The 26619-nt window shown below is 38.6% G+C and carries 22 protein-coding genes; 9 read left to right on the plus strand and 13 right to left on the minus strand.

Annotated elements, in window-relative coordinates:
* Positions 1-22 precede the first annotated feature (22 nt).
* From TY21_RS03190 to metG, 3 genes are read left to right on the plus strand one after another with little or no spacing between them, the layout of a single operon-like run.
* Complete coding sequence (locus tag TY21_RS03190) at positions 23-346, plus strand: hypothetical protein (protein ID WP_052243922.1); 324 nt, start codon at positions 23-25, stop codon at positions 344-346.
* Positions 347-367: 21 nt separating this feature from the next.
* Positions 368-979, plus strand: coding sequence for a hypothetical protein (locus TY21_RS03195; RefSeq protein ID WP_052354491.1), 612 nt, complete (start codon positions 368-370; stop codon positions 977-979).
* 53 nt (positions 980-1032) lie between these two features.
* Positions 1033-3084, plus strand: a complete 2052-nt coding sequence (gene metG / locus TY21_RS03200) for a methionine--tRNA ligase (protein WP_042240365.1) — start codon at positions 1033-1035, stop codon at positions 3082-3084.
* 563 nt (positions 3085-3647) lie between these two features.
* Here metG and rpmB read toward each other — a convergent pair.
* The gene (gene rpmB, locus TY21_RS03205) at positions 3648-3923 is read right to left on the minus strand and encodes a 50S ribosomal protein L28 (RefSeq protein ID WP_039385022.1); all 276 of its coding nucleotides are present in this window, start codon (positions 3921-3923) and stop codon (positions 3648-3650) included.
* Between the two features lie 113 nt (positions 3924-4036).
* Positions 4037-4474, minus strand: a complete 438-nt coding sequence (locus TY21_RS03210) for a hypothetical protein (protein WP_042240368.1) — start codon at positions 4472-4474, stop codon at positions 4037-4039.
* A gap of 172 nt (positions 4475-4646) precedes the next feature.
* Here TY21_RS03210 and sthA point away from each other — a divergent pair, with 172 nt between their 5' ends.
* Together sthA and TY21_RS03220 are read left to right on the plus strand one after the other, a co-directional pair.
* On the plus strand, positions 4647-6053 hold the full coding sequence (sthA, locus tag TY21_RS03215; protein WP_232044394.1) for a Si-specific NAD(P)(+) transhydrogenase: 1407 nt from the start codon (positions 4647-4649) through the stop codon (positions 6051-6053).
* The gene (locus TY21_RS03220; protein WP_042240374.1) at positions 6040-6561 is read left to right on the plus strand and encodes a hypothetical protein; all 522 of its coding nucleotides are present in this window, start codon (positions 6040-6042) and stop codon (positions 6559-6561) included. Before sthA ends, TY21_RS03220 begins: the two co-directional genes overlap by 14 nt.
* Positions 6562-6615: 54 nt before the next feature.
* On the opposite strand, the gene TY21_RS03225 is transcribed toward TY21_RS03220, so the two are convergent.
* Positions 6616-9222 carry an ATP-dependent Clp protease ATP-binding subunit gene (locus TY21_RS03225; RefSeq protein ID WP_042240377.1) on the minus strand — a complete coding sequence of 869 codons (2607 nt, stop codon included), beginning with the start codon at positions 9220-9222 and terminating at the stop codon, positions 6616-6618.
* 505 nt (positions 9223-9727) lie between these two features.
* A complete protein-coding gene (locus TY21_RS03230; RefSeq protein ID WP_158623011.1) occupies positions 9728-10270 on the minus strand; it encodes a DUF4116 domain-containing protein in 543 nt (180 codons plus the stop codon).
* 615 nt (positions 10271-10885) lie between these two features.
* Here TY21_RS03230 and ispG point away from each other — a divergent pair.
* Together ispG and TY21_RS03240 are read left to right on the plus strand one after the other, a co-directional pair.
* Positions 10886-12802, plus strand: a complete 1917-nt coding sequence (gene ispG, locus TY21_RS03235) for a (E)-4-hydroxy-3-methylbut-2-enyl-diphosphate synthase (protein WP_042240386.1) — start codon at positions 10886-10888, stop codon at positions 12800-12802.
* A 446-nt stretch (positions 12803-13248) separates the two neighbouring features.
* Complete coding sequence (locus TY21_RS03240; protein ID WP_042240389.1) at positions 13249-14187, plus strand: ankyrin repeat domain-containing protein; 939 nt, start codon at positions 13249-13251, stop codon at positions 14185-14187.
* A gap of 240 nt (positions 14188-14427) precedes the next feature.
* On the opposite strand, the gene TY21_RS03245 is transcribed toward TY21_RS03240, so the two are convergent.
* The 9 genes from TY21_RS03245 to sctU all read right to left on the minus strand — a co-directional run bounded on the left by TY21_RS03245 (position 14428) and on the right by sctU (position 24653).
* Positions 14428-15018, minus strand: a complete 591-nt coding sequence (locus TY21_RS03245) for a cob(I)yrinic acid a,c-diamide adenosyltransferase (RefSeq protein ID WP_042240408.1) — start codon at positions 15016-15018, stop codon at positions 14428-14430.
* 11 nt (positions 15019-15029) lie between these two features.
* On the minus strand, positions 15030-16046 hold the full coding sequence (locus tag TY21_RS03250; RefSeq protein WP_052354492.1) for an HIT family protein: 1017 nt from the start codon (positions 16044-16046) through the stop codon (positions 15030-15032).
* Positions 16047-16271: 225 nt separating this feature from the next.
* Positions 16272-17834, minus strand: a complete 1563-nt coding sequence (locus tag TY21_RS03255; protein WP_232044396.1) for a transglutaminase family protein — start codon at positions 17832-17834, stop codon at positions 16272-16274.
* Positions 17835-19436 carry a 4-alpha-glucanotransferase gene (locus TY21_RS03260; protein WP_042240392.1) on the minus strand — a complete coding sequence of 534 codons (1602 nt, stop codon included), beginning with the start codon at positions 19434-19436 and terminating at the stop codon, positions 17835-17837.
* 190 nt (positions 19437-19626) lie between these two features.
* Complete coding sequence (locus tag TY21_RS03265; RefSeq protein ID WP_158623012.1) at positions 19627-20100, minus strand: CesT family type III secretion system chaperone; 474 nt, start codon at positions 20098-20100, stop codon at positions 19627-19629.
* A gap of 7 nt (positions 20101-20107) precedes the next feature.
* Entirely contained in the window at positions 20108-20428 is a 321-nt protein-coding gene (locus tag TY21_RS03270) for a TyeA family type III secretion system gatekeeper subunit (protein ID WP_039384997.1), read from the minus strand.
* Positions 20429-20449: 21 nt separating this feature from the next.
* On the minus strand, positions 20450-21358 hold the full coding sequence (locus tag TY21_RS03275) for a hypothetical protein (protein ID WP_042240398.1): 909 nt from the start codon (positions 21356-21358) through the stop codon (positions 20450-20452).
* A gap of 37 nt (positions 21359-21395) precedes the next feature.
* Positions 21396-23576: a type III secretion system export apparatus subunit SctV gene (gene sctV / locus TY21_RS03280; protein ID WP_042240401.1), complete on the minus strand. Its 2181-nt coding sequence runs from the start codon at positions 23574-23576 to the stop codon at positions 21396-21398.
* A 3-nt stretch (positions 23577-23579) separates the two neighbouring features.
* Positions 23580-24653, minus strand: coding sequence for a type III secretion system export apparatus subunit SctU (gene sctU, locus TY21_RS03285; RefSeq protein ID WP_042240403.1), 1074 nt, complete (start codon positions 24651-24653; stop codon positions 23580-23582).
* Positions 24654-25218: 565 nt separating this feature from the next.
* On the opposite strand from sctU, the gene TY21_RS03290 reads away from it, so the two are divergent.
* Together TY21_RS03290 and TY21_RS03295 are read left to right on the plus strand one after the other, a co-directional pair.
* Positions 25219-25674 carry a transposase gene (locus TY21_RS03290; protein ID WP_130589506.1) on the plus strand — a complete coding sequence of 152 codons (456 nt, stop codon included), beginning with the start codon at positions 25219-25221 and terminating at the stop codon, positions 25672-25674.
* Positions 25674-26507, plus strand: coding sequence for an IS5 family transposase (locus tag TY21_RS03295; protein ID WP_130589507.1), 834 nt, complete (start codon positions 25674-25676; stop codon positions 26505-26507). Before TY21_RS03290 ends, TY21_RS03295 begins: the two co-directional genes overlap by 1 nt.
* Positions 26508-26619 lie beyond the last annotated feature (112 nt).

A 26619-nucleotide genomic window follows, 5' to 3' on the forward strand; every position in this document is an offset into this window, starting at 1 on the left:
TTACAGAAAGGGAAGTTTATAAATGATACAAAAAAATATCACCAATGAAGCCTTAAAAAAGAAATTTAAAAATCAGTTTGAGATGGTAGGCTATGCCATTTCTTTAGCTGAAAATATGATTTTAACGGGGCGAGATCCACGTGTAAAATCAGACACACAAAATAGAGCCTTACAGATCTTAGAAGAAATCGTTGCGGGCAAAGATCACCTTGAACCAGTCGCTCTTGAAAATAAGAAGCAGGAGGAGAAAGAGGTTACTCGGCATTATTTAGGAGAAAAAGACGCAGGAAGCTCTTCTAAAGGAGCTCCAGAGAGAAAAAGAGCTCGTAAAATTCTCGTCGATTAAGCGGCATGATGAGGAAAGAAAATGCTGGAGACATATCCTACTGCTGATTATGCTTACATTATTTATTTATGTGTAGCCATCTTATTGACTCTTATGTTTGCTGCAATAACTGGCATTATTGGATATAAAGTAATAAATCAAGCACCCAGCCACAGTCCTTATGGGAAGGTGCCTTTAAGACGTGCTTCAGATCTGTCTTACGAGAGCAAAGAGCGCGTTTTACGTTTTCTTTTTGAAATGCACCAATATGATAATCGCATGTTTAACTTAGAAAAAGCGGCTTTATGTAGAGAAACAAGGCGGGTTTTCTCTAATGCTATCACCTGGTATGGGGCAATTAAAGTGGATTGGAGCTTTCTTAACAAGCGTTATCCAGGCCATTATGTATCCTGGGGAAGCTTATCTATTTATCAACAAGAAGTTATTCGCTCAGCTCATTCTTCATTAGAGGGTTTTCAGACTGAATATTCTAGTCCCGAGGCTGCACCTAGTAAGGCGGAAAAGTTTTATACCCAAGCTGTTCCTGGCCCTTTATATGTGGATATGGAAAAGAAGATATTGTTAGGATGGAAAATCGTTCCTTTAACTAATCTAGAAGTATTAGTGGTTCAAAAACCAAAAAGTGCTTTCTGAATAGATGTATCCTTAGCTTGGAAAATTGACTGAATAGGAAATATTATAATCTCATGCAAAAAAAAATACTCATTACTTCTGCTCTCCCTTATGCTAATGGGCCGCTCCATTTTGGCCACATTGCTGGTGCTTATCTACCTGGAGATGTCTATGCGCGTTTTCAACGCCTAATGCAAAATGATGTTTTGTATGTGTGTGGTTCAGATGAGTATGGGATTGCTATCACGATCGGTGCTGAAAAAGCAGGCCGGTCTCCTAAAGAACATGTAGATATTTATCACACGATTAATCGAGAATTTTTCAAAAAATTAAATGTGTCTTTTGATAATTACTCCAGGACTACATGGGAAGGCCATCAGCCCTTAGTTCAACAGTATTTTTTAGACTTGCTGGCCAATGGATATATTGAAGAAAGAGTTACTGACCAGCTATATTCTGAAGCAGATAAGCGATTTTTAGCCGATCGATATGTCGTGGGAACGTGCCCTAAATGCGGATTTGCGCAGGCGCGAGGTGACGAATGTCCCAAATGTGGCGCTAGCTACGAAGCTACAGATCTTATTAATCCTCGTTCTCAGCTGTCAGAGGCACCTTTAGTCCTTCGCCCTACCAAGCATTGGTTTTTACTCCTTGATAAGTTTAAAGAGAGACTCTTGAGATGGATGGAGACCAAGCATTGGAAGCCAAATGTTGTAAATTTTATCAAAAGCTATATAGAGGATTTACGCCCGCGTGCTATTACGCGCGATATGAGCTGGGGGATTCCTATTCCTTTACCAGAAGCGGAGCAAAAGGCTTTATATGTCTGGTTTGATGCTCCTATTGGATATATATCGGCAAGCGTAGAATGGGCTCAAAAAGAAGGCGATCCTGAATTATGGAAATCTTATTGGTGTGACCCTAATACTAAACTGGTTCATTTTCTGGGTAAGGATAATATCCCTTTTCATGCCGCTATATTTCCCGCTATGACCATGGGGCAAAATCAACCTTTTAAACTAGTCGATGAGCTCCCAGCCAATGAATTTTTAAATTTAGAGGGGAGGCAGTTTAGCAAATCGGATGGATGGTTTATTGATTTGGAAGAATTTTTTCATCATTATACGACAGATCAAATTCGTTATACTCTAGCAGCTAATGCTCCTGAAACATCAGATGCGGAATTTACTTGGAAAGATTTTCAGTCGCGCTGCAATACGGACTTGCTAGGTAAGTATGGAAATTTGGTCAATCGCGTTTTAGTATTTGCTAAAAATCATTGCGAAGGGCAGATGCCTGCCGTGCAAGCTCTAGAGCCAATTGATGAAGAATTTTTACTTAATATTAATAAACTTGCCAATGAAGCCGCTTGCTGCTATGAAACCTTTAAAGTTCGCCGGGCTAGCCAATTAATTATGGAATTAGCCCAGCTAGGAAATGTCTATTTCGATGCTAAAAAACCTTGGAAGGAAGCAAAAAACCCTGATAGTAAGCATGCGGTAGCTACCACTATCGCCTGTTGTTTAGAGTGTCTAAAATGCTTAGCACTTATTTCTTCTCCTATCATTCCCGAGTCAGCCGATAAAGTGTGGAAGCTTCTAGGCTATGTTTCTCAATTAGAGAAGGGGAATTGGGTTCAAATTTTAAATACATCTATTCCTGCTCATCAGCAACTTCAAACGCCACAGATACTATTTAAAAAAGTAGAAGATGAACAGATTGAGAAGGAGCTCAATCATCTTCAGACGCTAGCTGAGCAAGCAAAGAAAGATCATCCTTCTCAGATGGTTTACGCTCCTTTAAAAGAAATGGTAGATATTGAAGCGCTGCAGAAGTTAGATTTACGCGTAGGAGTAATCAAAGATGCAAAGAGCCTGCCTAAAAGTAAAAAATTATTGTTGCTAGAAGTAGATCTTGGCTTTGAGACTCGCTCGATAGTTTCAGGGATCAGCCAACAATATCAACCGCAAGCATTAATTGGGAAGAAAGTTATCGTAGTGGCTAATTTAAAGCCTGCCACTTTAATGGGAACTGTTAGCCAAGGAATGCTTTTAGCAGCCTCTGATGAGAAAAAACTAGAACTTCTTTCTATTCAAGATATTTCACCTGGTGCGGTTGTTAGCTAGGCTCTCCTTTTAAATTTAAAAGTGGATGGCTAGCTAGCTGTAGATAAATCAAGCATGCTATCCTTTTGAAAAGGTTTTTATAGGTAAACATATACTTAATAAAAAACCTACTTTCAAGAAAAGAGCTAGCTTTTAAGAGCTAAATTTTTTAGATTGTATCCTTCGAGTTTAAAAAGGATTATTCTAACCGCATGGCTAAGGAGAAACTTAACTTTTTTCGCTCTTTTAAAAGTTAGGAGTTTTTGTTTTTTACCTAATGGATGGGCTTTACATACAAAAGAACACCATCATGCTTAAAAAATAGCACTATAAACGTACAGTAAGTAGCTTGCAAAAGTCGTGCGGGTAGCTTTGCTTGCTTTTAAGCTAAAGCTAACTATTAAAAATGAGTAAGACTGATAAAAGGTGGTAAATCTTTTTCTTTGGATTTAAAACAATTAAGGAACAACTGCCTAATCAATCTTAGAGAAGAAGCTGGAAGGAGGAATAGGGGGGGCATATAAGTATTAAAAAATTACAAGGAGTGTAAGTTTGTAGAATAACTTTAACTTACACTCTTTTTTTTAAACTGTGTGACCTTGAGCTCTTAAGCGGCGTATAATCGTACTGACACCCACCTTATCAATAGTTCTTAAAGCTTGTGTAGATAAGCGTAAAGTCACAAAGCGTTTTTCATCGCCGAACCATATACGTTTAGAAACAAGATTGGGTTGAAAACGTCGCTTAGTTTTACCAGTAACCTTAAGGCCAATCCCTTTTTTCTTTTTAGCAATCCCTCTGATTGTGTACTTATAACCACGGGCGGGTTTTTTTCCTGTAACAGTACAGATTTTTGACATAACTGTAACTCCGATGAAGCGTAATTATTTGAAAAGAGGATATTAGCATTTATAGGGGTTATAAGCAAGGAAAAATATAATAAAGGAGACCCTAGAAAATACAATTAGAAATTTCAGTCGATAGGAAGCCACTTTTCTTGAATATTAAAGCGCTTATCGCTCTGCTTTTTTCTTTCTTTTTCTACCATTTCTTCGTTGTTCACTTCTTTTATAGTTTGAGCAAATGCTCTTTTGTAGGCCTCAATTTTATCTAGCAACTTTAATACGTTTCCCCATTCTTCTGCATTCAGCTTTAAAGGATGTTCTAACATTTTTTTTATATGGGAAAGATTAGTGCCAAGTTTTAGATAAATACGTTCATCATTTTTATGAAGACGTTTAAGTTCAGAGATCATATAGATAGCAGTTTTTCTTTTATTAATACGGATTTCATCTAACGCTCTTTTTTCGTTAATATCCTTGGAGGTAGAGTCGATGATTTTTTTTATGTTTAATTTGTCAAGTCCTTGGATTAAAGACTCTTCCACTTTAGTAAAATTAGTTTTAGGCATAAGACCACTCATTTTTTGTTATGACTTGCTAGCTTTATCTTATCATTAAAATTTATATTTGACAAACTTGCATTCTTGTAATATATCTCGCCTAGATAAAGTCTAATCATTACAAGGCATATCTCATTATCCTACCAACCTATTAAACAATGCGAGTTTTTGAATGGAAGAAATGACAGTCGATTTAGTGGTCATTGGCGCAGGCCCAGCAGGGCAAAAAGCAGCAATTCAAGGAGCCAAATTAGGTAAAAAAGTAATTGTAATTGATAAATTACCCGAACCGGGAGGAAACTGCCTGTATTCAGGTACCATTCCATCTAAATCTCTTAGAGAAGCAATTATTGATTTAACCCGCTTTTATGAGAGAGGATTTAATAGCGGGGAATTTGCCTTACAAGAGGTTTCTATTCCTCAACTGAACCAACGGCTACATAAAGTGATTGAAGAAGAAAGAAGCACTGTTTATCGGCAATTAAGAAAAAATGGCATTCGTCTTATTTATGGAACAGCACGTTTTGAAAATCCTCACATGTTGATTGTTATGGATGATGATTATCGGCTACTTCATCAAATTAACACTGAGTTTGTTGTTATCGCTACCGGCTCCAAGCCGAGAAATCCTAATAATATACCTTTCGATAATGATGTTATTTTTGATTCAACGCGTCTTTTAGGGATAGAAAAAGTTCCTTCCAGCCTCATTGTATTAGGAGGAGGAATTATTGGCTCAGAATATGCAAGCTTTTTCGCTGCTTTAGGAACCGAGGTTACAGTCATTGATAAAAAAGACCATATCTTACCTTCTTTAGATCCCGAGATTGGCATTATTTTACAAACTTGCTTGAAGGACTTGGGATTACGTTTTCTAGGAAATAAAGAGGCTGCTCAAATTGCTCGTATTAATGATAAAGCTTATGTAAAATGCAAGGATGGTACAGAGATATCAGCAGATGCGCTACTTTTTGCGCTAGGACGGAGCGCCTATGTGGATGGCTTACATATTGAAAACGCGGGCTTAAGCGTTAATAACAAAGGGTATATTCCTGTCAATGCGCTATTTCAAACAGAACGACCTAATATTTATGCCGTAGGAGATGTGATTGGCGGGCCTTGCTTAGCTTCGACTAGTATGGAGCAAGGACGTCTAGCAGCGCGCCATGCTTTTGGCGTGCATCATCGTTTATTCCCTAATCTTTACCCTATCGGTATTTATACTATACCTGAAATTTCAAGTTGCGGCTATAATGAAGATGAGTTGCGAGAGATGGGCTTTCGCTATGAAGTAGGAAGAGCTTATTATTATGAGATCGCCCGCAGCCATATTGTAGGAAGTAATACCGGAATGTTTAAAATCCTTTTTCATGCCGAGACACTAGAAATCTTGGGTGTCCATATTATTGGACGAAGTGCTACAGAAGTCATCCATATCGGTCAAGTGGCCATGAGTTTTAATGCAAAAATAGATTATTTTATTGATCAGGTCTTTAATTACCCTACTTATGCGGAAGGCTATCGCATTGCTGCTCTCAATGGATTTAATAAAATTAGTTATAAAAAGTATGTCGATGTCAAACAATAAAGAGAAATCAGATATAAGAGGAGAAGCTAGAGATAGCGAGCCTTTAAAAGAAGACAGTGAGGGAAAGATTACCGAATATGTTTTCTTGGATATAAATTCTTCTTCAGCAGAGGATGCTGAGAAAGTTAGTTTCGAATCAAGCCAAAATCCGGGGGAGATATTTGAATCCGTTCAATCTTTGTCCCAAGGAAATTATCCCTCTTATCTAAGAATGCTAGCCTTTTTAGCCACATTAGTGATGGCGTTGGGCTCAATTTTAGCTTTAATCATGACATTGTGCATAGGGGCAATTTCTTTGATATTGTTGCGTCAATCTGTTGGGGTGAATAAACAAGCCTCTTTTGCCTGGAGATGTTTTAAGAAAATGCTAGTCTTTACGCTAGGTTGTTTTGTGGGCATTTTCCATCTCAGTTACGGGATAGGGCTGATATTAATGTATTTTCTCCTTACTGGTGAATCTGTTAATAACCGCTGGATGCAAGAATTCACTAGGTACAAAGAACCTTAAGATTCTGATGAGCAAAAGAGCTCAAAGGTCGGTGTTTGACCTTTGCTCTTTTCCTTAAGGTTTAGGGCCTTCTTTTATTCTAAACACAATCTTGTCTTTTTCCATATATAATTCAATAGAACTTTTCGAAGGAATCCTGCCTTCAAGAATAGCTTTAGAAAGCATGTTGATCACTTCTGTTTGAATATAGCGTTTTAAGGGTCTTGCCCCAAATAAAGGATCATACCCTTCGCGAGAAAGATGACTTAAAACTTCTGGAGTCCATTCTAAATTAACATCGCGGTCTTTTAAACGTTTAGCTAGCTGTTTAAGTTGAAGAGCGACAATTTTTTCCATGTCTTTTTCTTGCAAAGGCAGAAAGGGAAGGATATCATCTAAGCGGTTAATAAATTCTGGTCGAAAATAAGTTTTTATTACAGGCTGTAAAATAGATAAAATTTGCTCTTTAGATAATCCCGTTTGATTTTTCTCAAGCTTTTCTAATAGCAAATCCGAGCCAATGTTGGAAGTCATAATAAAAATAGCATTTTTACAGTTAATTGTTCTTCCTTTGCTATCTGTAATGCGGCCCTCATCAAAGATTTGCAAAAGAAGGTTAAAGACATCAGAATGGGCTTTTTCAATCTCATCAAATAAAACCACTGCGTAAGGACGCCTACGTATAGCTTCTGTTAATTGCCCTCCTTCCTCATATCCCACATATCCAGGAGGAGAGCCTATCATTCTAGCTATGCTATGCTTCTCCATATATTCAGACATATCCAAGCGAATAATAGCATCTTCTTGATCAAAAAGTTGTTCGGCAAGCGCTTTAGCTAACTCCGTTTTTCCTACCCCTGTAGGGCCTAGGAATAGAAATACACCTACAGGGCGCCCTGGATCACTTAAGCCTGAGCGAGAACGTCGGATAGCTTCGCTGACGGCAGTGACGGCAAGCTCTTGACCTACGACGCGCTTTGCTAGCACTTCTTCTAATTTAAGAAGCTTTTCGGCTTCTCCTTCTAGCATTTTACTGACAGGAATACCGGTCCATTTGGAAACAATATGGGCGATTAAATTTTCATCTACCTCTTCCTGGAGTAAGCGAGCCACTTTTTCATTGAGCTTACTTTGAATAGCAGTAATTTCTGCCTCCACCTTAGGGAGCGTGCTATAACGTATTTCAGCTACTTTATTATAATCAGCTTTGCGTTCTAATTCTTCGGCATAAAATCGCAGCTGCTCAAGCTCATTTTTCTTCTTTTGTACTTCTTCTATAAGTTTCTTCTCATGATTCCATTGATCTCTTAAAACTGCTAACTCTTCTTTGATTTGAGCAATTCTAGCTTCAAGCTTATCAGCTTCCTCTTTAGAAGAGGGACTGTTTTCACGTCGCAAAGCTTCTTGTTCTACAATTAAACTACTTAGCTCCCGTTCTTTACGATCAATAGGTAACGGCCGGCTTCCAATTTGCATGCGAATCATACTAGCAGCTTCATCGATCAAATCGATAGCTTTATCAGGTAGGCGTCTATCAGTAATATAACGATAGGATAAGAACACTGCAGCATGAATAGCTGATTCAGTAATACGTACGCCATGAAAGATTTCAAAACGTTCGCGTAGGCCTCTTAATATAGCAATAGAATCTTCTAAAGTAGGCTCTTGAACCATGACAGGCTGGAAGCGGCGTTCCAAGGCGGCATCCTTTTCAATATACTTTTGGTACTCATTAAGAGTCGTTGCTCCAATGCAATGGAGAGTCCCGCGCGCAAGAGCGGGTTTCAATAGGTTAGCAGCATCCATCGACCCTTCTGTAGCACCAGCTCCCACCAGAGTGTGAACTTCATCAATGAATAAGATGATGCGCCCTTCACTATTTTCAATGTCAGTTAAGATGCCTTTTAAACGTTCTTCAAATTCACCTCGATACTTGGTACCCGCAATTAAACTACCCATATCGAGGGCTAACAACTGCTTATTTTTGAGGGATTCGGGCACATCTTGGGAAATAATTCTTTGAGCTAGCCCTTCGGCTATTGCTGTTTTTCCAACTCCTGGGTCCCCAATTAGCATGGGATTGTTTTTAGTGCGGCGACTTAAGACTTGCATAGTACGTCGGATTTCTTCATCACGGCCAATGACAGGGTCTAATTTGCCCTGGCTAGCAAGCTGAGTAAGATTTTTACAATATTTTTCCAAGGTTTGTAAACTTGCTTCTGCGTTAGGCGAATCCATATGTCTCGCTCCTCGAATTTTTTTAATTTGTTCCTCAACATTTTTCAAAGAAATGCCTGTAGCTTGTTTCCAAGAGTTAAAAGGTTCTCCACCATTTTTCCAATAAGAAAGTAAAAAATGATCACTACTGGTATAAGTATCATTCATTTGCTTAGCTATGTTCTGAGCATCAGCAATGCGCATCTGTAAGTTACGGGCGGTTTGTGGAGGTTGAGGGGAGCCTGCATAAGTAGGCTGTTGCTCGATAGCACGCTGCACTTCTTCTATTAATACCTGTGGCTTTGTATTAAGAGTCGTAAGAATAGAAGTGAAATAACCTTGCGGATCATCTAAAAAAGCTTTAAGCAGATTATTTTCAGTGGCTTCTGTATTGTTATGTTGCTGAGCAATTTTGAAAGCTTCTTCTAACGCTTTTATGACGGCTTCTGTGAAATTTTGTGCCATTTCAACTCTCCGCTTGTAAGATAGGAAGTATCAATTTAAGGATAACGTAGGCATTTGTCAATATGAAAAACATTTGCGTTTAAGACTTACTTCTCTTGATTTGCTATTTTTTGTTAGCCCCTTTACATGAGAAGCATGGGAGGATTGCATTTATCCCTTTAGTAATTTCCTTGGTTTGTTTCAAACGAGCAAAAAGCTTACGAGAGAAGCTATCTCTTTGTAAGAAAGAAAAAATCACCTCTAGTCGCTCTCTTAAGTAGATACCTAAAAATAGTAAGCGGCCACGAGATATAAAAGGGAGAGGCAAAATCTTTTTATTTATAAAAGCCTTGTATGCTAATAGCCAATAAACTTTTAGCCTAAGAATGTTTCTTTGCTTTCGACCTGGTCCAAATGGCTAAGCTTCCGGCATTGCTTACAATAAAGTTTTTCCTCCCCAGGTTATTAAGAGGATTTTTTAGGAAGAGATTTCGTACTTAAGCGATGCCTTTAGCTTTTTGTAAGTTTATTTGCTTGTAGCTAGGGCAATAATTATCGGATCATTTTGAAGCTCTTGGCTAGCATACCGAACGGCTGAAGCATTTTGTTGAATAGCGGTAAGCACCACCTCTCGATCGTTTTGAAGTTCTTGGCTAGCATAATCTAGGGCCAGACCATTTTGCCGTACAGCAGTAAGAACGAATTCTTTATGATTGCGAAACGTAGGAGTATACTTAAGGACCAACCCATCTTTCTGGACAAGTTCAAGGCACGCCTGATAAAACACTTTTCCAAACAGTGGAGCCTCGTTAGTATGCTCAAGATCCGAATCGTTTTGCTCTTTAGTGGTAAGATTTATTTTTATATCATTTTTAAGCAGTTGATTGGCAGGGGTAGATGGGCCATCATTATACTGGGTTGGCTCTATCGCGGTATTTTTATTGTAACTTTTTCTATGAGCAAAGTCATAAATTCCAACGATTATATTTCCTAATACAGGGAGCAACAAGATTATACAGCGCCCAAAGCTTTTTTGACTAAGGTGACTATAGTAGGAGCTTTTAGGCATACTCTCTTTTTGCTTGATAGGTAAAACAACAGCTTTTTGAAAGATATAGGCTAAATTAGTTAGAGTACTAACAAAAGGCAAATAGTCGCTCTTATTAACGATAAATCGGCAGGTGTTAGATAAAAAATTTGTTCGCATGGCAACCCTTTGCTTATCAATTTTTGTAGATTACATTTTAAAAATAATCCTATTTGAAATCAATAAAGCAGCTTAAGATATAAGCAGTTTAACTTACAGGAAAATTGTACAAAGATTTTATTAAGCATTTTTATCTTATAATTCCTATCTCAGTGGTTTGCTCTTTTATCTCTATCCCTGCTTTTGCCTTGGTATTTACTTTTAATAGATGGATTGTACGTTTTCTAAAAATAGATAATTGATTGGCTCTTCGGAGGTTTACGGGTAAAAGGTTTATTTAACTATTTTTCTCCTTAAAGAAATGTTTTACCACCTAAACCTCCGAAGAGCCAATTTTATTTCAATTTTTAAAGCTAATAATAAAAGAGTAAAGAGCTTTTAAGGGTTATCCTTATCCTCTTGAAGGATTGCTTGCAATATTAGGATTATCAAGATAGAATTCATGGCTTAAAGGAAATTTTATAGTGAGTATATTTCATGAAATACTGCGAATCCATTGCACAGCTGAAAAGACGCCCGACACGTGAGGTGATGGTTGGCCCTGTAGGAGTGGGGGGTAACAATCCTATTCGCATTCAGTCTATGACGACTTCCAATACAAGGGATGCTGAAGCGACAACCCAGCAAATTATGCGTTTAGCCGATGCTGGCTGTGAAATTGCTCGTGTGACTGTACAAGGTATGAAAGAAGCTGACAGCTGCGAGGCCATAAAAAATGGCTTGCTTCAAAAAGGATATTCGATCCCGCTTGTGGCAGATATCCATTTTTTTCCTCCCGCTGCTATGCGGGTGATAGATTTCGTTGATAAGGTGCGTATCAATCCGGGCAATTTTGTCGATAAAAGAGCAAGCTTTAAAGTGATCGATTATGATGACTATTCGTATGCTCAAGAATTACTGAAAATTGAAGAAAAATTTACCCCTTTAGTAGAAAAATGTAAAAGATTGAAGCGCGCGATGCGCATCGGAACTAATCATGGCTCTCTTTCCGATAGGATTATGAACCGGTATGGAGATACGCCTGCAGGAATGGTAGAGTCTGCTCTAGAGTTTGCACGAATCTGTCGTAAAAATGACTACCATGATTTTATATTTTCTATGAAATCTTCTAATCCTCAGGTCATGATTTTGGCTTATCGCTTACTTGTAGCAGAGATGTATAGATTAGGGTGGGACTATCCTTTACACCTAGGGGTTACAGAAGCTGGCGAAGGGGAAGATGGAAGGATAAAATCTGCCATGGGAATTGGGAGTTTACTGTTAGATGGAATTGGAGATACTATTCGGGTGTCTTTGACGGAGGATCCCTGGCATGAGATTGACCCTTGCAGACGTTTAATTAAATTTACTCAAGAATATTCTCAACAAAATGAGCTAATCTTTGAAGAGCACTGCCGAGATTTCCAGAATATTGAAAGGCGTGCAATTACTTATCCAAAGCACGTCGGCATGCATAAAGATGGCACAGTTTGGGTCTCAGCATCTAAAAACAATCAAGAAGATGCCTTGTTTTATCAGCATCTAGGTTGCGAAGTGCAGTTGGGACGGCCTCAACCTAAAATCTCTTCAGTAGATGGTCTTGTTATTCCGGATGGTCACTTTTATAAGCAAGTGCTGCAACCTTTACAAGAAATAGGAATAAGCATTTTTTCTTCTCATTCTCAAGAAGGAGCAGTACCTTTATTGAATCTGATAGAAGCTCGTCAATATGTTAATCAGCATAAGTTTTTGTTAAACTCTCAAGCTTCTTGGGCACTAGCCCTTAGTGATGAATCTCCTGACGAATGGGAAGCTATTCCTTCTTTACAGCCTTCCTTGATTATATTTCGTCCCTCTTCTTCTCGCGTTTTTAAAGCACGACGCTTTTTTGATTGGCTAAAGCAAAACCAGATCGGTATTCCCGTCATCCTTAATTTTCACTATAGCGGCAGCCAAGAAGATCTGGTGATTCAATCTTCGATGGAATATGGGGCTCTTTTTTGCGATGGACTTGGAGAAGGAATATGGCTGGATGTCCCTCATGATATTAATTATTTGCGTCATTTAAGTTTTAGTATCTTGCAAGCGGCTCGTATGCGCATGGTTAAGACCGACTTTATCTCCTGTCCCAGCTGTGGCAGAACTTTATTCGATCTCCAGGAAGTGACTAAAAGGATACGCGAGCGAACTTCACATCTGCCTGGAGTAAAGATTGCTATTATGGGCTGCATTGTCAATGGCCCAGGGGAGATGGCTGATGCTGACTTCGGATATGTAGGATCTAAGGCGGGAATGATCGATCTATATGTAGGCAAAGAATGTGTCCAAAAAAATATTCCTTTCGCTGAAGCTGATGACAAGTTGGTGGAATTACTCAAATCGTATGGCAGATGGCAAGAGCCCTGTTTGGCATAAAAACAGGAAAACTTTTTCTGATCCTATAAGTGATAAAAGCAGGTTGAGTTCGGTTATAACTAATGCAAAGAAATTGCAGAGATTTTGCCATAAGCTTTTGAAGCAGATCACACACTTCCGTGCTACTTGGAACATCCTGCTATTCCTATGCTCCATAATGCCGCCCAAAAATCTTTAAGAAATCTAGTCATTGCATGTAAGTTATGCCTAGGTAGCCAGCCTACCTATGGCAAAAGATGAAGGGAGGTGCTGCCTAGCTGTACCGAAACTCTTTATCGATAAGGAAAATCTATTCTAGATTTTCTAGCAGACGCTATCCATGCAGCTCGTACCAAGCAACCTATACCTTCTGATATCTAAAAAGCCTTTTATATTCCGTGATCGCTTACTATTGAACCACAACCCTCTTTTTTATTAGGGAAGCAGGAATTCAGGAGATTAACCTTATGCATCCAATAAAAAATAATTCGGCTATCTCTGTATCTACTGTTCTTCGTGAAAAATACTCTCTGGAGGCAAGCCCATTTGAATCTTGGCCCGATGAATTGTTTCTCGCTATCTTACGTTATCTAAGTGCTGAGGAAATGCGCCAACTAAGACTAGTGTGTAAAAAGTTTACCCAATTATCTAGAGATGAGAGCCTTCCAATTTTTATTGATGAAAGAAAAGACCCGCATGTTTCTACCCTGCAGTGGTTTTGCCGTCAGGGGCAGATCAAACGAGTCAAGCAAATTATAGAAGCTAAAAATTCGTCGATTCTTTGTGCTTTCTTTAAGGAACAAAAGAGTTTTTTAAGTGAAGCCGTGTGTTCTCGTCAGGAAGAATTAGTGCATTACCTTCTCTCCAAAGGAGCAGATGCGCAAGTAAGCGATTGTAACAGTAAAAGAGGATCTACTCCTCTTCATCTAGCAACAAAGCGAGGTCTAATGGGGATTACGTCTCGCTTACTTGATTATGGGGCGGATATAAATGTCATAGATAAGAAATGGAAAACTCCTCTCCATTATACTATCGGTAAGAAACGGTTTTATCCTGAAATTATTAAGCTTCTATTAGCAAAAGGAGCTGACCTTCATGTAGCTGGAACTCTTCCTTTTATATATCACGCTATAGAAGTGGGTAACTTCCTTGCTACTAAAAAACTGCTTAAGCTAGATAAAAAGCGCCAACAAGAGGGAGACTCGCCATTGTTAGACTCTTCTTTAGATGTCAAAGATTTTGCCAAGCAAAAATGTAAATTTTTGCCAAATAAAAATTCTACCCCTGAAAGAAAGGTTCGGTATGAAATCATGGTGTGTATTAAGAAATATTTTAAGCATCTTCAAAAACTTGAGAAAAAAGCTTTAAAAAATGATATAAGTATTCTTTCGAAAGACCCCAGCTAATACCTTTTTGTAGAAGCGATAGTTCAACGCTATTAAGCACTTCTTAAGACTGTATGAATGGATAAAACGCTTTGATTCATTGCAAAAAATATAGGAGAGTGTGATTAAGCACATTTTTTATCTATAGGTAATAGGCGTTGCCCTGAAAGGAAAAATTCATAAGCGATGTAAGAGTCTTTTTCTATTAAATTTATTTAAGCTTTCAAGAGATAACCTCCTCTAGAGGTGATCACTTTTCCTTTAGCTTTCAAGAAGGGAAGAATGTTTATGCATAGTCCAGAAGGTCTCCGGTTGCTTACAAAGATGATTGACATATCGGGAGCACACAAAGAGATAATCTGACAAGCGATTAAGATAAATGGTAACGTTTTTTGAGATATCGGCTTTTCTGCTAAGAGGGATCACATCCCTTTCGGCGCGGCGGCAAATGCTGCGTGCTAGATGTAAAAAAGCGCCGGCAGGATGGCCGCCAGGAAGGATGAAAGTATGAAGTTGGGGGAGTTGCTCTTCCATTAGATCAATCCATTTCTCTAAAAATTCAATGCCTTCCTGATCAAAACGTGTGCGCTCAACTTTACTTGCTGAAGCCTGACTGAGGGGAGTAGCGATGGCGGCTCCCAGATCAAACAAAGTATGTTGAATGGTTTCTAGTTGTTTTTTAGTTAGCTGTAATTGTGGATCATTAGGTAATAGGGAAAGAGCCGTTCCAATCGCTGAATTGCATTCATCCACAGAGCCTAAAGCTTCGATGAAAGGATCATCTTTAAGGACACGCTGGCCAGAAAATAATGATGTTTCGCCTTTATCACCGGTTTTAGTATAAATTTTAATCTTTGCCATAACTATTCCTTAGTGTAATTCCTATCATTTAAAGAGTTTAAAGCCTCTTTTACTTGTAGGCGATATTTATCAACAAGCTTTTTAAATTTCTTCTCATTAAGAGGAGAGGTAGGGAAAAGCATTTTTTGCAAGACAATTAATTTTCCTATAAATTCATGGGTGCGGCGCGGCGCAAAAATAAGGTGCTCATGCCAATGAGGTACAGTTTGCCCGGCATACTTTCCTGACTTATGAAAAATATAGACAATAGGATAGCCTCTTTGCTTATAATATAAAATAAGTTTAGAGGAAATCTCTTGAGCTTCTACATATTCTTCCAAGGTAAGTTCCATAAAATTTGTACGATGAGCTTTAGGGATAATTATAAAATGAAGTTTTTCTTCACCTATTCCTATGGGGGCATGATTGTAGAGTAGATGAGTATGTTTGCCTTCGTAGAGGAGTTGCTTGGTAATAATTTCTGGCTGGCAAAAGACATCTACCGGAGGGCAAAAGTTGTCTTCAGGAATAGGCCTATAACTTTTGGAAAAGAAAGGTAGATAGTCTTGATATTTCCTTTTAATGGATTGACGTTCAGCTTTGGGAAGGCAGGGACTATCAAAGGTTAACTTTCCTAGCACTAAAAGCTGCTCAAATAAATTGTAATTTTTTTTTGTGTAAGGAATAATTTCCCAGAAAAAATTATCCGCATGCATACGTGGAGGAATGGTAGCAATAATCATAAAGTTATCGATAAATTCATTATCTTTCCATAATTGAGCTGTATTCTCCAGAAGATGATAAGACTCAGCATGCTGTCTTTTAGTCCATTGAGAGAGACTTTTTTCGGGAAATATAGATTCTACTATCAAAGAGTTGGCTTGCAAGGGGCAAGAAGGTACGGCGATCTGGACCGTTTGACTACGATAAATAGTATTTTGGGGATAATGGAGAAACTGTTTGCGAGGAGCCAAGTAAAAAAAAGCCAAACCTGTCATGATGAGTATCAATAGAAGGGCGGGGGAGATTTTTTTTATCATCGGCTATATCCTTTTAAGATGTAGATTACGAATTCAAATGTCATCCATTCTTAATTTTATTACCTCTAAGAAAAAAGGATTTTAACTAACAGAAGTAAATGTAGAATGCTTTTTCTTCATCTTGCTTTCACACTGTAAGCATTAAAATTTTGCTAACTCATCTTTAAGCTATAGGATTGCTTTAACTACTGTTAGCTTGCAAGCATGTATTGAGTTTCTTTCAATCTAATCCGCAAGAAATTCAGGGCATAAGTAGGCAATTTTATATCTAAGCTCTTTTAAAGCAAGTGGAAAATGATTACGCCCATGTGCAATTTTTTCTGCTAATTTTAGATGATTCCATGCTTTATTATAATCCATTCTTTCTGCATAGAGTGCAGCCATGTAATAGTGGGTAGTAGGATCAAGGGGCTGAAGGGCATGATGTTTCTCCAATATTTCAAGTGCCTCTCCTTCGCGATGAAGCTGCAACCATGTGATAGCTAAAGCGGCCATTCCGGCTCGAAACTGAGGATATTTTTTTATAGCTTGGGCTAGTCGGCTTTGTTTTTCGAGGATGGAGGCAGCTGTTTCATCTACTCGCATAAATATGGCTTTTATTCCTTCTGCGTCTATGTTCCCTAAAAGATAATCCTCTGCTAAAGTACTGGAGCTAATCGTGTAGATAGGAATATAATTTTTAACTTCCTCTAGCAAAGCAATTGCCTTTTCAGGATTCCCTACAAATAAATAATTAAAGCCCAAAAGCTCTTTTAGCAAGATATCGTGAGGTAAATAGGGAAGGGCTTTTAAATAAATGGCTAAGGACTGCTCATATTTTTCTTCCTGTAAAAATACAGAAGCTTGGTTGATATAAGCAAAGCCAATAACTTCTTTAAGATCACGCAACTGCAGCTGGCATGTGTCGAGGCTCAAATACTCTTCACTTTCAAGATCAACTCCTCGCGCCGTTGTTTCTATGTTGATAACTTTATCACCTTGATGATAGCGGACGTAAATGTGGCCAGGTGGGGTAACCATCTCTAAGGGTAAACTAAGACGTTGGGCCAAGCTAAGGTAAAGAATAGAAACCCCTAAGCAGACTCCTTTCCTAGAATCAAGTACAGCGGGTAAAAATGTATAAATATCTATATCTTTAGCATATAAAGAGTGAGGAGGAAAACGAAACTCCATTTCGGTAAACACAAAATGATTAATCGCTTTGATTATTTGTTCAGGAGTAGCAGGGGTAGGAATTTGAGCTAATATTTGAAGAGCCATTAAATCTATCAGGGCTTCATAGCTATCAATTTGTAAAAAGGCTGCCGGTCCCTCACCTAGCTGCGATAAAAAGATCCCTCGTGCTAAATCAATCTCTTGGGAAGGCAAAGCGATAATATCTGCTTCTGAAGTGGCCTTATAGCCTTTTAGCCTTCTATTGTCTAGCTGGCTGCAGAGCTTATTTATCACATTTAGCTCTGCCCCTGAAAGAGAAGGGAGCTCTTCATTAGGTTCTTTGTTAATTAAAGCAATGATCGTTTGAAGGATAGAATTCACATCGGGTAAAGAGGATAAAGAGACTTTTTCATTGCCACTGTTTTTATTAAGAAGTTGCCATGCCTCATGGCAAGCTTTTTTGCCTTCTATGCTATGAGGATAAAGCTGATAGAAGGCAAGGTGTTCTGCAATCGAATGAGGATTTAAGCTACTGTAAAGTGCTTTAATCTTAGGGTGGCTAGGCTCTGTTGTTTCCCCCAAAGATGAATAGAAAAAAATAAAAAAGATAAAGAAAATCAGGCGCATTTTCATTTAATTGTTAACTTCAACTAAGCTCTTCATAAGAGCTATTAATTCGCTATTATGATAAATCTCTTCAAAACAAAGTCGATAGCGATAGGTCCAATTGTTATTGGATTGCCCCGAAGGGTCATTAATGCGCTCATCGCTGAGCTTATCCCATGCCATGTAGGGAAAAAGGGAAAAGTATTCATGGAGAAGATTAATATGAAAAAGGCTAGGAGAGCGATGGCTGTCTTTAAGGATGGCTAGATTTTTCTCAAATGATAAATCAGGCTCATACTTCCATCCTTTGGCTTGACATAGATAAAGGGCTTCCTCGGGATGGTTTTTCCACCACTGTTTTAATGTTTCTGAATCATGGGTAGAAACTGTAGTCATGCTTTCTGGTGGATAGGCATGGATATCAATAAAGCTTTTATCTCCCTCCCAATTTCTCTCCCATCGCATAACTTTTGTAGCACAAATCCCTAAGTTTTTTAAGCATTCTCTTACCTTCGAAGGGACGGCTCCTAAGTCTTCACCAATGGGTAGCATCGAGCAATTTTTTAGCATCATCGTCAGATTTTTCTTACCTAAAGGAGCCCATTGTGTTTCATCTTCAGGAAAAAACTTTCCCTGAACGCTAGCTTGACCTAACGGTATGGCCCATATACGAAAAAAGCCCACAATATGATCAATGCGAAAAATATCATATAAGCGACCAGCCACCTTTAAACGCTCTTGCCACCAGGTATAATGGTCTTTTTCCATCTCCTGCCAATGGTAAAGAGGAAAGTGCCAATTTTGCCCTTCTTGACTATAGATATCTGGGGGAGCACCAGCATTTTGATCCATGATAAAAAGTTTGCGATGAAGCCATACATCGGCGCTTTCTCGGCTGATAAGGATAGGGATATCGCCTTTTAATAAGATGTTCTTAGATTGAGCATACTTTCGTACTTCTTCAAATTGTTTAAAACAAAGATATTGGAGGAATATATGATAGGAAATTGGGGTCTCATATTTTTTTTGCAGCCGCTCTATTTCTGCTGGGCAAGGATCTTGAAGTTCTGAAGGCCAGCTATCTAAAGGTTGCCACTTGCTAATTTCTTTTAATGCCTTAAAAAGAGCATAGCCCTGCAGCCAAGGATTTTCTTTAGTAAAATTTAGGTAGCCTGGCGATTGAGATTGATGGGCATAAGTATATTGATAGTAGAGCTGTAAAAAAAGATCGCGTTTAATATGGAGGGTAGGGTAATCCACACGCTGTTTTTTTGTGAGTAATTGCAATTCAGCAAGTAAGCCTGCTAAATCTTTATAAGTTTCTACACCGGGAAGGGAAGAAAGACTTATATGTAAAGGATTTAAAGCAAAAGCTGAAATAGAGCTATAGGGGCTAGGTTCGGGACCCGTATCATTGAGGGGAAGAAGTTGGATCACATTAAAATTAACTTGATGGCACCAATCAATCACCCATTTTAAATCATGAAATTCGCCTATACCCCCACTATTTTTGGTATGTAAAGAAAACAGGGGAACATTAATTCCGTGGTGCTGTTTTATGCCTACCGCCTTCCAGCCGGGAGCTGAAGGTGTAGCCAAAAGCGAGTTACAAAGCTGGGGCGTTATCATTGTCATGCCTGCAAATTAATAGATAGTCTATATAAGAATAAATACAAAAAAATGGCTAAATCATCCTAGCCATTAATTTTCAAAATAAGATAAGCAGCTTTATGCTTGCTTTTAGATTTTCTTGGCCAAAAGTCTCTTTGAAATGATGAAGAGAGCTTACCTGCCTGCCCTTAAAAAAAATATCAGCCTATCAAGGCCGTATGCCAAAAAAGCTACCAGCTCCTCCTGGAGAAGTTAAGCTAGAAAAACCGATGGTGGGAATTTCTCCGCGGTTAAGAGCTTCTTTCCAAAGAGTCACTTTTTCTGATAAATTCTGCATAATTGTGTTCACTTGCTCTCCGGAGATTTCATCAAAAGGTAACATATCAAACAAAAAAAACATTTGAGTTTTTTTACTAAAAGCAAATATGCCTTCATGAGCTTTGTTTAGATGATTAAATTTAAGCGCTTCTCGAAAGATATTTTCACGAAAGCGGCCGATAGGCAATTCAAGGATTTCGAAGGAAATGATCAGATAAGGCTGAGAGTTATGCTTCTGCAACACCACCTCATTATTGCCTTTTAAAAGAAGGGTAATATTATTATTGCCTGTAGGCTCTAAATGCGAAAGTTCAATTTTCTCTCCAAGATCTTTCAAAAGCGATTCTAGATTATGAGAAGGCATTAAAACCTCATTCATTATTAGGGTTAATATGTAGCTGCTGTTCTTCTTCTTGTTTAATTAGCTCTTCTTCTAATTGATCTTCTAAGTCACTTAAGGCTTCAAGGATAGCACTAAACATTTCATCGCGATGTTGGACAGAGCGAAAGATATGATGGATAGAAACTTGTCTAACTGCATCACGCATCTGGTTGATCAAAGTAATTTTATCTTCTATTGTCTGTGCACCAGCTTTCACGGCTGCCTGGATGATTTTATCCGACGACAAAAATCTTTCTGCGGCCAAATATAAGAATTGCCTAGAAACTTCATGGGCAGTAAATTTTGCCATAGTCAATCGTGGTTAAAAATTCTAGCCAGCTCTAGCGGCTTTTGTAGTTTTGTTAGCGTTTCGAATTTCAAAATATCTGTCAACGCCCATGATAGCTTGCAACTTTTTTAAAAGAGCCATCGTATTTTTCATGTGAGCCACGTCTTCTTTGTCCTCTAGCTTCTTCAGCTTATTTATTTCTATCCCACATTTTTTTAAAAGGAAAGACTCAATTTTTTTTAAGTTTTTTCCATAGCCTTCATCTAACATTTTATAAATAGCTGTAGCTTCAATAGGGGTGGACATCAAATAATCTAATAATTTATTGAGATCCCCTCCTTGCACAATTTTTAAGGCAGCTTCTGTGGCTTCTTGTGTAGCCTTTTTGGCTTCCTTCTCGACCTTTTGTGCTACTTCCTGTTCACGTTTATCAATGATTTCCTTGTTTAAATCTACCTGAGCAAACTGAAGAGTTTCTTTAAAATCCTCTAAGGTCACAGAAATAAGAAATTCTAATGCTAAGCTAGCTTCAATAGGATTGGGATATTCTTTTTGGATCATTTCCAAGATATCTTGCTTACTCATGCCATCTTTAAGCTTTTCTGTTAAGGCGAGTAAGCCTGCAGGAGGAAATTGAGGGTTTCTTCTTGAAAATTCTTGAGCCCTTTCCTCTAACTCTTTAGGCGGCATTAACTTTTTCTGCGCTAATTTGGCTTCCTTAGCTTTTTTCACACTAGAGGTGTGAGCTTTAATCTGACGATCTGAGCGGCGCAGCGCTGCCGCTAAGGGATTTTTTTCCTCTGATTGTTGCTCTTGCAATTCTGCTTTCTGCTCAGAAGCGATAATAGCAGCTTTTGCTACCAATTTATCGGATGCTTGATCCTCTTTCATTCCCATCAGAATTTGTTTTAATCCATCCGGGTTTTGTAAATGTCCAAGATCTACGACCATAGCTTACCTTCTTGTGAAACTTAACGTTAAAATTAGGCTATCCTATCTGTATTCTCCCTAAGGGTTGAAGACGAATATCAGAAACAATTTCTTGGTAGGAGACTACCGAAATATCAGAAAACTCCATTTCTACAAGTTTGCGAACGAAACGGCGAACGTCGATGGCTGTTAAGATAACGGGGGGCTGCCCGCCAGGAGGGGGAGGCGCCACGGTATTGCGGATGCTTTGTAGAATTAATTGAACAGAATCGGGGTCTAAAGCTAAATAGGAGCCGGCAGAAGTTTGTTTAATAGCACCGCGCACCATATCCTCAATTTCAGGGTCTAAGATATAAACTGAAAGAACAGATTGCCCTTGTGAATACTTAAAGCTAATGTAGCGTTTAAGGGAGGAACGTACATATTCCGTCAGTAAAACTGTATCTTTTTCTGTTTGGGCCCATTCACTTAAAGCTTCTAAAATTGTGCGTAAGTCTTTGATTGAGACCTGTTCTTGAATTAAACGTTTAAAGATATCGGTCATTTTCTGGAGCGGAATTAAACGGGTAACTTCTTTGACCAGATCAGGAAAAGATTTCTCTACAAACTCAATCATCGATTTTACTTCTTGGATGCCCACAAATTCATTAGCATAATGGCGAAAAAAGTAAGACACATGCAAAACCATCACCTCTAAGGCATTCCAATATTTGATACCTGCTTTATCTAAAAGCTCTTTGTTTTGTATATTTACCCATAAGGAAGGCATCCCTAATGAGTTCTTATAGCTCACGTAAGGAAGGTTGTAGCGCTTAAGATTTTCTTCACTCTCGTTTGTTAGCACGCTGTTTTCTAAAGCCCTTCCTCGGATAATAGGAACTTCATTCAGGTGAATGGAATATTCATCGGATTCAAGGACAGGGGAGTCTGTACGTACGTGCACGCCAGGAAATCTCACTCCTAGATCTGCATAGAGAGCTTGACGCATCTTAGGAATCATTTGATCGACAAAACTTTGTCCTTTTTGGGCTTTTTGGATCTCTCCACTTAAATGTTTCCCACATTCTAGAATCACAGGGAGGGTGAGAGCATAATTATCAATGCCTCCACCTGCAATCACTTTATGGCCGGAAACAGAAGTGTCTATGCTAGGGCTTGCTGCGGCTACTGAAGAAATAGTTCCTCCTCCCGCTGAGGTAAGGCCGCCCGCAGCTTCTCTTTTCTGCCTTGCTGCTGACATAAGAGAGTAGCCAATTAAACCCATTCCTGCAGAAAGTATTAAGAAGGGAGCGGCAGGAAATCCAGGCATAATGGCCATGCCCATTAAAAAGGCTGCAGCAAGGAGCAGAGCTTTAGGCTGCTTTAAAATTTGCCCTGAGATTTCAGCACCTAAGTTGGAATCGGAAGTTTCATTAGAAACACGTGTAGTAACCAAACCTGCAGTAATAGTAATCAATAAAGAAGGAATCTGAGATACCAGACCATCACCAATCGATAAAACGCTATAGGTTTGGGCGGCATCCGCCATGGTCATTCCATTCATCGTATTACCGATAATAATTCCACCTATAATGTTAATGAGGGTAATTACAATGCCTGCAATCGCGTCACCTTTCACAAATTTCATTGCACCATCCATCGCACCATATAGCTGGCTCTCTTTTTGGATGGCTAGGCGTTTTTCACGGGCTTGGTTTTGGTCTAAAATGCCTGCCCTCATATCAGCATCGATACTCATTTGCTTACCAGGCATCGCATCCAAAGTAAAACGTGCGGCTACCTCTGCCACCCGTTCAGCACCTTTAGTGATTACAATAAATTGGACCAAGGTAATGATAAGAAATATAACTCCTCCCACTACAAAGTTACCGCCGACAACAAAGTTACCGAAACCATAAATAATTTCGCCTGCATCAGCATGTAATAGAATTTGACGAGTGGAAGCAATATTTAAGCCTAGACGGTAAAGGGTAGTAATTAGCAGTAAAGAAGGAAAGATAGATAGATGCACAGCACTAGGGATATACATCCCCACCATTAAGAGAGCCACTGACATCGCTAAGTTAAAGGCAATTAAGTAGTCAATGAGGTAAGGGGGCAGCTGAAGGATAATCATCATTAAAATACCGATGATCAAGCAAGCAAGGAATATATCACTTGATCTTGAAATATTTTCAAGCGATCTTTCTCCTCCTAGGCGGGCAGTTATTCCGTCCAAAATTTTTCTAAAAAAGTTCATCTGTCACTTTTCCCCTATATAATCGTATTGAGCCTCAGTATTTAACGAGCTAACCCACCGTAGTATTTCTGCTAAGGCTTCATAGGTGTCTTCGGGGATGTACTGATATATTTCCCCAGATTCCCAGAGTCGATGGGCTAATTTAATATTCCGTAAAACCGGAACTTCGTATTCTTCGGCAAGTTTAATAATTCTTTCTGCTAGTAAATCTTTACCCATTACTAAGATGTAAGGGGCTGCGTCTATTTCTCGTTCGTATCCTATCGCTATGGCTAGGTGAGTAGGGTTAGTGACCACTGCTTTGGCCTTTTTAACACCTGCTGCGGGTCCTTCTGAATAAGCAATCTCATGGGCAATTTGCTTTCGTTTACCTTTAATATGTGGGTCCCCTTCCGAGTTTTTATACTCTTGCTTAACCTCAAATTTTTCCATTTTCATTTCTTTAGCAAATGTTTTCTTCTGATAGATAAAATCGGCTACCGCGATGATAATAAAAAATAAGCCTATTTTAGCCACCACTTCCATTAAAAAAGCATCAAAAACCAACAAAGCAGATATCATCGGCATCGACACTGTTTTTATCAAAATGGGTAAACTCTTCATCATAACCTGGTAGATTAAGTAGCTAGCAATCAATAACTTTAATGTCGACTTTAACAATTCAATTAAAGTCTTAAGCTTAAATTTTGCTTTTAAGTTTTGTATCGGATTAAATTTTTTGGGGTCAAACTTAAATACTTCTACAGCAAAAACCGGGCCAACAGTTAAAAAATTGACGATAACGCCGACTACACATACGATAGCCATCAGAGGAATACTAGCTATAAAGATTACAATGGCTGATTGGTAATAGAGTTGAGGAATAGCTACCTCCAAGTTAGTGGTGGCTATCATGCGAAAAGTCCCTACTGTAAAATCCCCAAGTTGCTGATAAAGGGTTGAACTTAGTGCTACGACTGCATAAACCGAGACAATGAAGGTAAAAGCAGAAGGAAGGTCTTGAGATTTAGCTACCTGACCCTTCTTTTTTGCATCTCTTAATTTTTTTGGTGTTGCTTCTTCGGTTTTTTCGCCCATGGCCACAGCCTCTGCTTAGGAATAAATTGGCAAAAATAAAGAAATTTTATCAGTTATAACGAAAAATTTAAATATTTGCCCGCGCGCAAATGATGACAAGACATTCTTTCACTCTACAAGTCTAGTATAATTCTTTTCTTTCTGAATGGTCAAGGAGTTTTGGATGACCCCTCCTCCTAAACGAGATGAAAATTAATTTTTCCAAAATTTACTTAAAGTTAACAAGCGTTAGGTAAGCTTTTTAGGGGGTGGATGACAAAATCGAAGTAGAAATTACAATAATTTAACAAAGAAATTAAAGTCAGGTTCTTAAAACTAGTTAGATTATAACTAAACACTCCATTAATTTTAGTGAGCAAGCGACCCTTTAATTGTGGAAGACTTAAAGGTAATAGGGAAAATGATATCCACAAGCTTTTGCAAGAAAGTAATCTAAATAGTTTGACATGATTTAAAGTGTGTTTCATGCTTGAACAATATTTTGAAAGCACTTTTTCTCCCCAATTGCTATAATGTGTTTACGCCTAAATCATTATAAAGCTCTTAATTTCTTGCAAAGTTGACTATGAAACCAATCAAGCTAGATAACCAACAAGGTCGCCTCTTTAAATCTCGCTTTAGCGATGAACTTAATCTAGATCATCCTCTTATCCAGCTATCCAAATTGATTGAATGGAAGCAGTTGGAAGAAGAGTTTGATAAGCTGTTTGTAGAAAAAATAGGCCAGCCAGCTAAGCCTGTAAAGCTAGTTGTAGGGCTCTTTATCTTACAGCATATGTATGGACTTTCGGATGTAAATGTGGTGCATCGATGGGTAGAAAATCCTTATTGGCAATACTTTTGTGGGTATGAATTTTGGCATCATGCGCTGCCTATCCACCCTACTTCTTTAATCAAATGGAGGCATAGATTAGGCGAAGCTGGACTTAGCAAGATTTTACAAGGGACGATTGCAGCAGCTGTTTTGACAGGCGCAGTGAAAAAAAAAGCCTTAAAAAAGTCATTGCCGATACAACCGTAATGCCTAAAGCCATCGCCTTTCCTACCGATGCTAAACTTTACTTTAAGTCTATTCAAGCGCTTGTAAAAATGGCCGATAGTAGCCAAATCACTTTGCGCCAAACCTACAAAAAGCTAGCTAAAACAGCATTGTGCATGCGTGCTCGCTATGCCCATGCCCGTCAGCTGAAAAGAGCTAAAAGAGAAGAAAAAAGGCTGCATAATTATTTAGGAAGATTAATCCGTGATTTTGAAAGAAAGACAGAAGGGCAAGCTCTTGAGACAGAAAGCTCTTATCTTTTAGAAATTATCAAGCGTATTTATGCTCAACAAAGAAATGATTCTCGCAAAGTTTATAGCCTGCATGAACCTCATGTGGAATGTATTGCTAAAGGTAAAGTAGAGAAAAAATATGAATTTGGCTGCAAAGCTTCGCTAGTCATCACTCATCAAGAGGGATTAGCTTTAGATCTTAGGGCCATTCATGGCAACCCATACGATGGGCACACCCTTGAAGAAGCTATTAGAAATGCTCAAAACAACAGCGGCAAAAACATTGAAGTAGCATTTGTAGATAAAGGTTATCGAGGCCATACAGTAGAAGGTAAAACCATATTTATCTCTGGGCAAAGAAAAGGCCTTACACAGTGGATTAAGTCCCAACTTAAAAGGCGCCAAGCCATAGAACCTCATATCGGCCATATGAAGAATGATGGTAAACTGGGTCGCAACTATCTTAAAGGCCGTTTGGGAGATTGCTTTAACGCCATTTTATGCGGGATTGGCCATAACATGCGTTTAATCTATAACTGGCTAGTCGCTCAAAGTTCTCCCAAACGTCTTTATTCAGGCTAAATAAGCTTAATTTCTTCTTAAAATTGCTTTAAAAACCTATCTTGAAGGCTACCTCCTACGCTAAAACTCTTAAATTTTAGCCAATTTTCATTCTCACTAACAAAAATTCTTG

It is taken from the genome of Neochlamydia sp. S13 (assembly GCF_000648235.2).
In the GTDB taxonomy this organism is placed as follows: Bacteria; Chlamydiota; Chlamydiia; order Chlamydiales; family Parachlamydiaceae; genus Neochlamydia.